The following is a 12408-nucleotide window of genomic DNA, read 5'->3' as shown; positions in this document are numbered from 1 at the left end:
GTGGTGAGCCTCCGGAAAGTATTTGATCCGCATTCGGTGATACATAGAGGGATGAACAGTCGAACTATCGACGTGGTGACCGACTGGGAGACGGTCGCCGCATCGGAGGGATACGAGGGGCTCCACCAGCTCGCGGACACGGAGTTCAGCGGGGCCGTCTCCGCCGGGATGACGTGGGCATTCTACCTCAACGGCCGCGTCATCGGCGTCTTCGAGGGCGACATCGAGGACTTCGAGGACGCCGAACTGACGGCCTACCGCGCGGCGGATCCGAGTCTGCCGCTGTTGTTCGCGATGCAGGAGCGCGGGGGGGAGACGCGCGCGAGGTACTACACGAACGATACGCCGCTTTCTGACGCCGACCAGACGCTCTCGAACGGCGGCTTCACGGGCTACATCGAACTCTCAGAGAACGTTCTGTCGGGGGACTACTACGTCGTCTACCACGGCGGCAAATCGATGAGCGCCGCCTTCGTCGGCACCTCGAAGCGGCTCGTGACCGGCGAGGACGCCTTCGAGCAGGCCGCCGACGAGGTCGGGATCTACGAGGTCATAGACGCCGACGTCGACATCCTCGAACTCCCCGCGCTCCCCGAGCCGCCCGACGACGAAGCGCCGACAGACGACTCCACAGCCGACGACGCTGGGGTCGACGACGAACGCGACGCGGTGACGCCTCGAGACGCGTCCGCGGACGACCCGAGCGGAGACGACGCCGAGGCGACACCCGACGGCGAGGCGGCGATCGCAGCGGACGCTGACGCACCGGCGGACGCCGGAGCCGGCGGCGACCCGCCGTCCGCGGCCGCAGCGGACGACGAATCCGCGCCCGAAACCGATCCCGAAGCCGCCGACGCCGCATCGGCGGACCCGGGTCCGGGCGTCGAATCACCGGGGCAGTCACCGGAAGGCCGGGAGAGCGATCCCACAGACGATCCGAACGCGACCGCGGCGCCCACGTCGACGGGCGCCGAGGCGGACTCGGTCCCCGAGAGCGGAGGTTCGGGCGCCGACCCCGGGGATTCGGATCCGGCCGTCGGGGGCGAGCGTCCGGTCCCCGACCGCTCCACCGCTCCGGTGGGGGACGACGGCGAGGACGCGGGCCGGACCGGTACCGGTGTCAGTCGCGACCGGGAGACGGCAGACGGACCGACGGAGGCCGAACCCAGCGTCTTCTCCGACGAAGAGCGCTGGCGGGAGGCGCGGTCGATCCCGTCGCTCGACCCCAGCGAGTCGCGGACCAACGGGACCGCGACGCGGAGCGACGACGAGGACCGGCGCTCGGCGCGCGAACGGGTCGCGCAGATGCAGAAGCAGCGCAGCGAGCGGAAGGAGGCCAGAAAACGCACGCAACGGGCTTCAGAGCGCGCTCGGGGATCGGACGCGGACCGCTCACAGCCCCGTGCAACGGAGGGGCCCGATCCGGCACCCCAAGCGGACGCAGACCGGGTCAAAAAGCGCTTGGCGCGGGCGAGAGACCGGGTCGAGGAGCTGGAGACCGAACGCGAGGAGCTAATCGACGAGCGCGACGCGCTCCGGTCCGAGCGGGCGGAGTACCGCGAGCGCGTCGATGCGCTCGAGGCCGAACGCGACGAACTGCGGGCCGAAGTCGAGCGGCTCGAGAGCGAACTCCAGAGCGCGGCGGCGGCGTCGGAGACGGAGGACGTGCAGACGTCGATGTCGCCGAGACAGGCGCTCTCGGGGACGAACCTCTTCGTTCGGTACGAAAAGAAGGGGACGGGCACGCTGGAGCACGCCCACGACGGCGAGGCGCCGCGCGAGGACGTGCGCGAGAACCTCCGGCTCGAACACCACACGACGTTCGAGAGCGAGGGGGTCGCCGTCGACGGGCAGCCCTACGAGGCGTTCCTCCGCGAGAGCACCGAGTACGCGTTCGCGAACTGGGTCGTGACGGAGCTGCTCTATGAGATCGGCGAGACGGGCAACCGAACCGGACTCGGCGGCGTCTTCGATACGATCCCCGAGATCGATCGAATCGAGCTGGACGGCACCGTGGGAGTCGACACCGACGACGGCGTCGAACAGTGCGAGTTCGACGTGATCTTCCGGGACAAGATGGGCGATCCGCTGTTCGTCGCGGACCTCAACGCGTCGCGGAACGCCACCACGGAGGCGATGGTCGAATCGCTCGTCCAGAACACCGGAACGATCGCCGAGGCCGACGAGTCGCTCTCGGCGGGCTTCTACGTCACCGAGTCGTTCTACGAACCCGGCGCGCTGGAGGCCGTCGCCGAGGAGACCGGCGGCGGCCTGTTCGCGCGCTCGAAGAAGCTCTCGTACGTGAAGCTCTCCCGAAAGCGCGGGTATCACCTCTGTCTGGTGGAGGCGCGAAACGGCGAGTTCCACTTGAACGTCCCGGACCTCTAGGGCGGGGCGCAGCGGCTCTCGCCCCGAGTCGCCGCAGAAGGACAGAGGAGATTCGGCGTCGATCGCGCGCCGACCGACGCGCCCGGTGGGACCGATTCAGTTGCCGACTTCGACGGTCTCTTCGATCTTCATCTCGTCGAGTTTGTCGACGATCTGGTCGAGTTTCTCGTCGAGCTCGTCGACGAACTCGCCTGTGCGTTCCGTGGTGATCGCTCCCTGACTCGACGGCTCGATGAGGTTCTCCTCTTCGAGCACGCGGAGCGAATAGCGCACCTTGTGGTGGGGGTAGCCGGTCTCGTTCGACATCTTCACGATACCGATCGGTTCGCTTTCGATGACCATTCGCAGGACCTGCAAGTGGCGTTCAAGCATATCCACTTCCTTTTCGAGTCGATCTATCATGTCATCTGTTAACTTGTCTGGGCGGGATTTAAATGTTGTCCTCCGACCCCGCGAACCACACGACAGAGCGTACCACGGCGTACGCACGGATTGGTAAATAACGGTTCGGGTCGGCCCCGACCGCTTACCGTAATGGGTTTCACGAGGGGCGAAGAATCGCCGTGTATGACCGTCACTATCGTCGGTTCCCAGCTGGGCGACGAGGGCAAGGGCGCCCTCGTCGACCTGTGGGGAGGCGACGCCGACGTCGTCGCGCGGTATCAGGGCGGCGACAACGCCGGCCACACCGTCGTCGAGGACGGCGACGAGTACAAACTGTCTCTCGTTCCCAGCGGCGCCGTCCGCGATAAGGTCGGCGTGTTGGGCAACGGCTGCGTCGTGAACCCGAAGACCCTCTTTTCGGAGATCGACGAGCTACGAGACCGCGGCCTCGACCCCGACGTCCGGGTGGCCCGCCGCGCGCACGTGATTATGCCGTACCACCGCGTCCTCGACGGCATCGAGGAGGAGGCGAAATCCGACTCGGACCTCGACGCCGGCACGACCGGTCGGGGAATCGGCCCGACGTACGAGGACAAAGCGGGGCGGCGGGGGATCCGGATCGGCGACCTGCTCGATCCCGAGGTCCTCCGCGACCGACTCGAGTACGTCGTCCCGCAGAAGCGCGCGCTGGCGGAGGACGTCTTCGGCGTCGACGCCGGCGAGGCGTTCGACGTCGACGCCGTCTTCGAGGAGTACCGCGAGATCGGCGAGCGGCTCGCCGAGGAGTCGATGACCGTCAACGCCGGGGAGTTCCTCGGCTCGCACCTCGACCGCGGCGAGGACGTGCTCTTCGAGGGCGCACAGGGCACCTCGATCGACATCGACCACGGCATCTACCCGTACGTCACGTCGTCGAACCCCACCGCCGGGGGCGCGTCGACCGGCACGGGTATCGGCCCGACGGTCGTCGGCCGCGGCGAGGTCGTCGGCATCGTCAAGGCGTACCTCTCGCGGGTCGGCACCGGCCCGCTCCCGACCGAACTGACCGGCGACGACGAGGACCTCGCCGACTACATCCGCGAGAAGGGCGGCGAGTTCGGCACCGTCACCGGCCGACCGCGGCGCATCGGCTGGCTCGACATCCCGATGCTGCGACACGCCGCGCGCGCGAACGGCTTCACCGGCATCGCCGTGAACCACATCGACGTCCTCGCGGGACTCGAGGAGGTGAAGGTGGGCCACTCATACGACCTCGACGGCGAGGAGATCCTCACGATGCCGGCGACGACCGAGCGCTGGGGTCGCTGTGAGCCGAACCTCCGCGAGTTCGAGCCCTGGCCCGAGGTCGACTGGACATCGGTGGCCGAGGACGGCTACGACGCCGTCCCCGAGAACGCGAAGACCTACCTCGAATACGTCGCAGCGGAGGTCGACGCCCCGATCTACGCCATCGGCGTCGGCCCCGACCGCGCGGAGACGATCGAGTTGGCGAACCCGTTCGACGGACAGTAACCGGGCGAGGAATCCCCGACGGACAGTAGCCGAGCGGGAACGCCTTCGGCGGGTCGCGGTCGGGCGGCGAACCCGTAGCCTTTTCACCGCCGGTTTCCTCCCGTAGGGTGATGAAAGAGTCACTGATGGATATCCTCTGTGACCCCCTCGACAAGAGCGACCTCGAACTCGAAGTCGACGAGCGCGACGGCGAGGAGATCATCGAGGGGCGACTCATCGGAACCGTCACCGGCGAGGTCTACCCGATCGAAGACGGGATCCCGAACCTGCTGCCGCCGGACATGCGCGACGAGGAGTGACTTCTCGGAGGGTACCGTATCGAACGGCCGCCACCCACCTGAACGCTTTTACACCCGCGCCGCGTCGACGCCCACGTGTCAGAGTCCCTCCGAGTCGAACTGAACGGCGCGGCGGTACACGCAATCGACGCCCCCGAGGAGTTCGCGTCCCGCGGCCCGTTTCACGTCGAACTGCACAACGCCGGCGGGGACGCGCACGTGCACCTCCGTCTCGGAGACGACCTCTCGCGGGTGGCGCAAATCGACGGCGGAAACCACTACGTCGAGGGCGGCGCCGTGCGCCGCGTGCCGGTCGGGACCGTCACCCGCGAGCGGCCGGTCACCGGCGACCTCGAGATCGTCACCGGCTACGGGGCGGAGACAGCGCGAGTGGCGGTGACCGTCGTTCCCGACGCGAAGTCCGCGTCGACGACGACGCCCGGCGCCAACGCGACCGAACCCAACGCACGGACGTCCGAATCCAACGCACGAGCGTCCGAACCCGGCCCGCGAACGGCGGATGAGAACGGTCGAGAGCGACCCGTCGGGGACGCGGAGCGGCCGCAGGGGAGCGACGCGACCGTGGGAGCCACAGCGACATCCGGAGGGGACAGATCGGCATCCGGGGGTACCAGATCGGCATCCGTGAGATCTGAACCGACATCCGGGGAGACCGAAACGACGTCCGGGGGAGCCGGCCGAGCGAGCGCCGATCGATCCACCGGAGCGGCCGCGTCGCGGGAGGACGGCCGGATCGAGCCGCCGGTCACCGGGTTACTCCCGAGGCTTTTCTCACTCGTGGAATCGCCCTCGCGGGAGGAGCTCTCGTTCCTCGCCCTCGCCGCCGTCGCGCTCGTGGTCGGCCTCGGGGTGATGGTCGCCGTCACCGAGTTCGCGCTCCGTCTCGTGATCGTCGCCGTCGTCGCGGCCGTCCTGTCGACCGCGGGATGGATCCTGCTGCGGTGAGCCGGTGCGGGAGCGCGCGGACGAGACAAGAGAGTCCGAGGGTCACTGCAGGTACGACGGCTCCTCCGCGTCGCAGTGCTCCTCGTGCGCCTCCGCGTCGGCCTCGTCGTCGAGCAACAGCCCGCACTCGTCGCATTGATACCACGTCTGGCCGTCCCGCGTGACGGTCGATACCATATCCTGTGGAACGGTATCACGGACCAAAACGCTTCCCCCGACGACGCGCGATGGCGGGCAAGACAGAAGTCCGGCCGGCTCGAATCGGGGGGTATGAGCGCGGACGACGGCCTCGAACTGACCGTTCGCGGGGCCGAAAAGCGAGACGCCGGGCGGGGCATCGCCCGCCTCCCCGAGTCGGCGCGGCGGCGACTCGGCGTCCTCAGCGGCGACACCGTCGTCGTCGCGGGCGGCCGAGAGACGGTCGCGAAAGTGTGGCCGGCCGGCGGCGACGTCCCCGACGACGCGGTCCTCGTCGACGCCGACACGCGGACGAACGCCGGCGCGAAGATCGGCGAGACCGTCCGCGTCCGGAAGGTCGACGTCGAGGACGCCCGGTCGGTGACGCTGTCGATGCCCGAGGACGTCGCCTTCGAGGACGACGACCGCGCGGTCGAACTGATCAAGCGGGCCATCCGCGACCGGCCGATCCAGCCCGGCGGGCAGATCCACTTCGAGTCGCTTAGCGACGACCCGTTCGTCGTCTCGGAGACGGCGCCTGACGGGATGGTCCGCGTCACGGACGCCACGAAACTGCGCCTGAGCCGAGAGGGGCGGGTGAGCCGCGTCGTCTCCTCGATCACCGGGGGCGGGCGGGGTTCAGGGGGGTCCGACCGCGACGAGCGCGGCCGGGCGGGGAGCGAAGCAGATCAAAGCGGAGGCGGCGGGGCGGGCGTGACGCCCGCCGTCACCTACGAGGACATCGGCGGCCTCGACGAGGAACTCGATCTCATCCGGGAGATGATCGAACTGCCCCTCTCGGAGCCGGAGGTGTTCGCGCACCTCGGCATCGACCCCCCGCAGGGGGTACTGCTGTACGGGCCGCCGGGGACCGGCAAGACGCTCATCGCGAAGGCGGTCGCAAGCGAGGTCAACGCGGCGTTCATCGACGTCTCGGGGCCGGAGATCATGTCGAAGTACAAGGGCGAATCCGAGGAGAAACTCCGCGAGAAGTTCGCCGAAGCGCGCGAGAACGCGCCGGCGATCGTCTTCTTCGACGAGATCGACTCGATCGCGGGCAAGCGCGACGACGGCGGCGACGTCGAGAACCGGGTCGTCGGCCAGCTTCTCAGCCTGATGGACGGGCTCGACGCGCGCGGCGACGTCGTCGTCATCGGCGCGACGAACCGCGTCGACGTGCTCGACCCCGCGCTGCGCCGCGGGGGTCGCTTCGACCGCGAGATCGAGATCGGCGTGCCGAACGAGCGGGGGCGCAGAGAGGTTCTCGACGTTCACACCCGGCGGATGCCGCTCGCCGAGGACGTCGACCTCGACCGGCTCGCGGCTCGGACGCACGGCTTCGTCGGCGCGGACCTCGAATCGCTGACCACGGAGGCGGCGATGATCGCGCTCCGCCGCGGTCGCCGCGAGGACGTCGACGCCCCGATCGCCGAACTCGAGGTGACCCGCGCCGACGTCGAGGCGGCGATGGCGGCGGTCGAGCCCTCGGCGATGCGCGAGTACGTCGCCGAGTCGCCGACGACGACGTTCGCTGACGTCGGCGGTCTCGAGGAGGCGAAGCGGACGCTCGAGCGCGCGGTGACGTGGCCGCTGACGTACGGGCCGCTCTTCGACGCCGCGAAGGCGGACCCGCCGACGGGCGTCCTGCTGCACGGGCCGCCCGGGACCGGCAAGACGCTCCTCGCGCGCGCCATTGCCGGCGAGAGCGGCGTCAACTTCGTGCAGGTGGCCGGGCCGGAGCTCCTGGACCGCTACGTCGGCGAGTCCGAGAAGGCCGTCCGCGAGGTGTTCGAGCGCGCCCGACAGGCCGCGCCGGCGATCGTCTTCTTCGATGAGATCGACGCGGTCGCGACGAACCGCGACGCGTCGGGCGGCGACTCCGGCGTCGGCGAGCGCGTCGTCTCACAGCTCCTGACCGAACTCGATCGGCTCGCTGACCACCCGAACTTGGTCGTCCTCGCGGCGACCAATCGGAAGGCGGCGCTCGATCCGGCGCTGCTCCGCCCGGGGCGGCTGGAGTCGCACGTTCACGTGCCCGAACCGGGCGAGGCGGCCCGCCGGGAGATCATCGACGTCCACCTCGACGGCAAGCCGCTCGCGGACGATATCGACCGCGACGAACTCGCCGCGCGGACCGAGGGGTACTCCGGCGCGGACATCGCCGCCGTGGTCCGCGAGGCGTCGATGCGGGCGATCGAGCGCGTCGCCGACGCGTACGAGGGCGAGGCGGCCAACGAACACGCCGACGAGGTTGTCGTCGGGGAGGCGGACTTCGAGGCGGCGCTGGCGGCGGTCGGACCGTCGGCACAGGTCGGGTGACCGGACGGCGGCGGTCGATGAAACCGGACGGCACATCCGTGGACCGTCCTCCCGTGGCCGCCCCCCGTTCCCGCCGCGGTCGTCGCTTTCGGTAGCGTCTTTGTGCCGCAGATCTCACATCGGATCGTGTCGTCGTCTCAGGACTCGCCCGTCGCTCGGGCGTCGACGGTGGTCGCAGCGCTCCGCGGCGACGGTCGCGGCTGGACGCTCCTAGCCATCGCCGGGGGGTGGTTCTTCTCGCTGGGATTGCGCTTCGTGATTCCCGCGCTGTTGCCGGCCATCAGGCGCGACTTCCCGGTCTCGGAGACCGTCGCCGGCGCCGCGATCACGCTGCTGTGGATCACCTACGCCGCGATGCAGTTCCCCGCCGGCGCCTTGGTCGATCGGGTCGGCGAACGGACGCTGCTCGTCACGAGCGTCACTGCCGGCGCCCTCACGATGGCCGTGTACGCGTTCTCGCCGACTTTCGCGGTGTTCCTGGTCGCGACCGGCGCGTTCGGTCTCGCCTCGGGCCTCTATGGGCCGCCGCGCGGTATCGCCCTCTCGCGCATCTACGTCGAACGCGACGGTGCGGCGTTCGGCATCGCCCTCGCGGCCGGGAGCATCGGCGCCGCGCTGCTGCCGCCGCTCGCCACCTACGCGACCGGTTATGTCGGCTGGCGGGGAGCGCTCGCGCTCACCGTGCCGGGGTTCGTCCTCGCGGGGGTCGCACTCTGGGCGTTCGTCCCGGAACGGGAGTCCGACGGAGATCCGAATCCGGGCGACGGAGCGCCGACCGCCGACCGGACGGTCGAGGACATCGCGACCGGACTCCACGCACACGCGAGCGCCGTCCGCCGGGCTGTCTCCTCGCGGAAGGTGGGACTCGCCGTGCTCGGCACGACGCTGATGCTCTTCGTCTTCCAGGGCCTGACCGCGTTCCTCACGACGTACCTCGTCACGGCCAAGGGGCTCACCGAGACAACCGCGGGGACGCTCTTTGGGCTGCTCTTTCTCAGTGCCGCGATGTCACAGTCAGCGGGCGGCGCCCTCGCGGACCGGTTCGGCCACGGACGGGTGCTCGCGGCCGTCTCGTTCGTCGGCGTCGTTCCGCTGCTGGCGCTGCCGTACGTGACCAGCCTTCCCGGACTCGTACTGATCGTCCTCGTCCTCGGAATTCGGCTCTCGGTCGGGCCGATCTCGAACGCCTACATCGTCTCGCTCCTGCCGGCCGATGTCCAGGGCACCGCCTGGGGGACAGTCCGAACCAGCCTCTTCGTCGTCGGTGCGTTCGGCTCGACGGCGGTCGGCGCGATGGCCGATGCCGACCTGTACGCGCCGGCGTTCGGCCTGCTCGCAGCGATCACAGGCGTCGCCGGTGTGGTCTACGCCTTCCTCCCCGAACGCGGGAACGTCAGGGGCGGGAACGAGACCGCCGACGCGTGAGCCGACGGCAGCGGGACTACACAGTCTAGAAACGACTTTGTCAGTGGACGATCGCGCCCCGTTCAGTCCCAGAACGACTGCGTCCGCGCGTACTGACGCTCCTGTTCGAGGATGTCGCGGTAGAAGTCGGCCTCGTCCTCGCGGAGTTTGCCGATGATCCGCGCGGCCGTCTGCGGGCCGACGCCGCGGGCGGCGAGCGCGATCACAGCCTGTTTGCCGTGGCTCTGGACGAGCCCCGCCGAGCGGTACGCGCGCCGGACGAGTCGCTCCTGCTCGCCGTCGCGATCTGCGGCCTCGGCGCGCACCGCGGCGACCGTCTCCTCGTCCCAGGGGTTGAGGCAGGCGATCCGGGTCGCACCGCACTCGGGACACTCGGGCTGGTCGCGCACGCGACGTACCTTCGTCGTATGCTCCCACTCCACACAGTGCAGACAGCAGAGCCGGACGCGGTCGTTTCGGATGCGCTCTTTGACCGCTTCGATCACGCTCGCGTCCGCGTTCTCGGGGACGAGCAGTTCGCGCCCGCTCGACCGGCCGTCGACGCCGATCGGGGTGCGTTCGCGCGCCGTCTCCAGCGCGAGAGACGACTGATCATCGCGAAGCCGACCGAGCAACTCCGCAGTCTCCCCGACGGCGAGGTCGACGTGGAAGACCTCCCGGACGGCCTCGTCGTAGACCGGCGTGTCTTCGAGCGCCGCGAGCAGGCGGTCCGCCCCGAAGCGCTCGCGGCCCTGATAGCGCTTGAGCGCGCCGAACTTGGCGGCCACCTGCGCGAGCGTGAACTTCAGCGCGTCGGAGTTCTTCAGCGCCAGTTCCAAGACGGCCTCGACGTGCGCCGGCTCGGTCGTCTCCAGCACCTCGACGACGTCGCGGGCGGAGGCGCGCGCGGAGACCTCGAGTTCGATCCGGTAGGGGCTGACCTCCATTCCGACTGACGACCCGGTGCGCTGGCCGACGAGCGCGGCGAGCAGCCGCCCGATCGTCTCGTTGACGCGGTGCCCGTAACAGCTGTTCAGCACGACCGTCCGCGCCCGCCCCTCGACGACGAGGCGGTCCGCCGTCGGGACCGGGTGGCCCGCCTCGGCCTGCCGCTCGATCGGGTCCAGCGCCGACTCGATCGTCTCGGCGTCGCTGGGGTACCGGCCGCCGAGGTCGCGGGCCACGGCCGCCCGCGACGCGCCGCGCTCGAACTGCTCGGCCGCGACCGCGCGGATCTCGCCCACCTCGTTGGCGACGGGCGAGGGCACGGGGATCTCCGAGCCGGTCCACGAGGGGACCTCGCCGCTGGGGTCCTCGATCGGCGTGACGTTCACCCGCGCCTCCTCGTCGTCAATGTCGTTGATGCGCCACATCTCACCGCGCTGGACGAAGGCCGCGCCGGGCTCGGCGAAATTGACGACGAACCGCTCGTCGAGGGTGCCGATCTGCCCCCGCGAGGAGATGTCGTGGACCTCGTAGGTCTCCTCGTCGGGGATCATCGAGAGATTGGCGTAGAAGTACTGCCACGTGCCGCCGGATTTCTCGAGGCGGTCGGCCTCTTCCTCCAGCCACAGCAGGCGGTTCTTCGAGAGCTCGCGCACCACCTCGCGGAAAGTCGATTCTGTGAGGTCCGCGAACGGATACGCGGCGGTCAGGAGTTCGTAGGCCCGCCGTGCCGACACCTCGCCCTCGTCCATCACGATCCCGACGATCTGGTTCGCGACGGTGTCGAGGCTCGCGTGGTGAATCCGCGCGGGCTCGACCTCGCCCGCCTCCGCGCGCCGGGCGATCGCGAGCGCCTCCAGCGTGTCGTCCGGCGAGGACGTGACGAGCGTTCCGCGGGAGACCTGATCGCGGCGGTGGCCGGCGCGGCCGACGCGCTGGAGGAGCCGCGAGACCTCCCGGGGACTGCCGTACTGGACCACGTGATCGACGCGCCCCACGTCGATGCCGAGTTCCATCGAGGAGGTGCAGACGAGCGCGTCGAGGTCGCCCGATTTGAACCGCTCTTCGACGTCTATCCGGACGTCTTTGGAGAGCGACCCGTGGTGGACCTCGATCGGTTCGTCGAGCGCCTTGAACCGCGAGCCGAGGGCCTCGGCCGTCTGCCGCGTGTTGACGAAGACTAATGTGGACTCGTGCTCGCGGACGGCGTCGCGGATGACCCGGACGTGGCTCGCGATCTCCGCGTCGGTGGCAAGTCGTCCGGCGAGCCGGTCGTCTTCGGGGGTCTGTTCGGGGTGAACCACCGAGAAGGCGACGTCGCTGCCGACGTCGACCTCGACGATCTCGAAATCGCGATCGCCCGTGAGGAACTTCCCGACTTCCTCGGGCGAGCCGACCGTCGCCGAGAGTCCGATCCGCTGGAACGGCCCCGAGAGCGCCCGCAGTCGTTCGAGACCGACCGTCAGCTGTGCGCCGCGCTTCGCGGAGGCGAGTTCGTGGACCTCGTCGACGACGACGTGGCGCACGTCCGAGAGCGCCCGCCGGAGCTTCGTTCCGGTCAGCATCGCCTGGAGCGTCTCGGGCGTCGTGACCAGCACGTCCGGCGGGTCGTCGGCCTGTTTGCTCCGCTGATACTGCGTCGTATCACCGTGTCTGACGTCGATCTCGACGTCGAGCGTCTCGCCCCACCACTCCAGCCGCTGTCGCATATCGCGGTTCAGCGCCCGCAGCGGCGTGATATAGAGCGCCGACAGCCCCTCGCGCTCCTCGGGGTCGGACCGAACGATGGCGTCGAAGACGGGGAGCATCGCCGTCTCCGTCTTGCCCGTCCCCGTCGGCGCGATCACGAGCGCGTTTTTCCCGGCCGCGAGCGGCGGAATCGCGCGGCGCTGCGGCTCCGTGGGCGTCTCGAAGCCGCGGTCGGACAGCGCCGACCTGACGGACTCCCCGAGCGACGTGAAGGCGTCCATCCCCCGCGCGGCCGGGCCGGAAGGCATCGGGGACACTACCGGCGCGAGCGGATTAAGGGCATCGT

General features: G+C 69.7%; 9 protein-coding genes. 6 read left to right on the top strand and 3 right to left on the bottom strand.

What is annotated here, in order from left to right; translation table 11 throughout:
• The first annotated feature begins 51 nt into the window (after positions 1–51).
• Positions 52–2388: a DUF7527 domain-containing protein gene (locus tag ACT3HL_RS08785; protein WP_445086449.1), complete on the top strand. Its 2337-nt coding sequence runs from the start codon at positions 52–54 to the stop codon at positions 2386–2388.
• A 96-nt stretch (positions 2389–2484) separates the two neighbouring features.
• Here the strand turns inward: ACT3HL_RS08785 and ACT3HL_RS08780 are convergent, their stop codons facing one another.
• Positions 2485–2790 carry a hypothetical protein gene (locus tag ACT3HL_RS08780; protein WP_445086448.1) on the bottom strand — a complete coding sequence of 102 codons (306 nt, stop codon included), beginning with the start codon at positions 2788–2790 and terminating at the stop codon, positions 2485–2487.
• 165 nt (positions 2791–2955) lie between these two features.
• Between ACT3HL_RS08780 and ACT3HL_RS08775 the strand changes: the two genes are divergently transcribed.
• The 3 genes from ACT3HL_RS08775 (at position 2956) to ACT3HL_RS08765 (ending at position 5528) form a co-directional block, all read left to right on the top strand.
• On the top strand, positions 2956–4284 hold the full coding sequence (locus ACT3HL_RS08775; RefSeq protein ID WP_445086447.1) for an adenylosuccinate synthase: 1329 nt from the start codon (positions 2956–2958) through the stop codon (positions 4282–4284).
• A gap of 110 nt (positions 4285–4394) precedes the next feature.
• Positions 4395–4583: a methytransferase partner Trm112 gene (locus ACT3HL_RS08770; protein ID WP_256307737.1), complete on the top strand. Its 189-nt coding sequence runs from the start codon at positions 4395–4397 to the stop codon at positions 4581–4583.
• Positions 4584–4658: 75 nt separating this feature from the next.
• The gene (locus ACT3HL_RS08765) at positions 4659–5528 is read left to right on the top strand and encodes a DUF7524 family protein (protein WP_445086446.1); all 870 of its coding nucleotides are present in this window, start codon (positions 4659–4661) and stop codon (positions 5526–5528) included.
• A 42-nt stretch (positions 5529–5570) separates the two neighbouring features.
• On the opposite strand, the gene ACT3HL_RS08760 is transcribed toward ACT3HL_RS08765, so the two are convergent.
• Positions 5571–5705, bottom strand: coding sequence for a DUF7128 family protein (locus ACT3HL_RS08760; RefSeq protein WP_445086445.1), 135 nt, complete (start codon positions 5703–5705; stop codon positions 5571–5573).
• 93 nt (positions 5706–5798) lie between these two features.
• On the opposite strand from ACT3HL_RS08760, the gene ACT3HL_RS08755 reads away from it, so the two are divergent.
• Positions 5799–8024 (top strand): AAA family ATPase, encoded by a 2226-nt coding sequence (locus ACT3HL_RS08755; protein ID WP_445086444.1) that lies wholly within the window; start codon positions 5799–5801, stop codon positions 8022–8024.
• Positions 8025–8150: 126 nt separating this feature from the next.
• A complete protein-coding gene (locus ACT3HL_RS08750; RefSeq protein WP_445086443.1) occupies positions 8151–9449 on the top strand; it encodes an MFS transporter in 1299 nt (432 codons plus the stop codon).
• Positions 9450–9511: 62 nt separating this feature from the next.
• Here the strand turns inward: ACT3HL_RS08750 and ACT3HL_RS08745 are convergent, their stop codons facing one another.
• A complete protein-coding gene (locus ACT3HL_RS08745; RefSeq protein WP_445086442.1) occupies positions 9512–12370 on the bottom strand; it encodes a DEAD/DEAH box helicase in 2859 nt (952 codons plus the stop codon).
• Positions 12371–12408 lie beyond the last annotated feature (38 nt).

Source organism: Halobellus sp. GM3 (genome assembly GCF_052545375.1).
The sequence above is the reverse complement of the archived record's forward strand: the minus strand, read 5'-3'. Positions and strand labels throughout refer to the sequence as shown.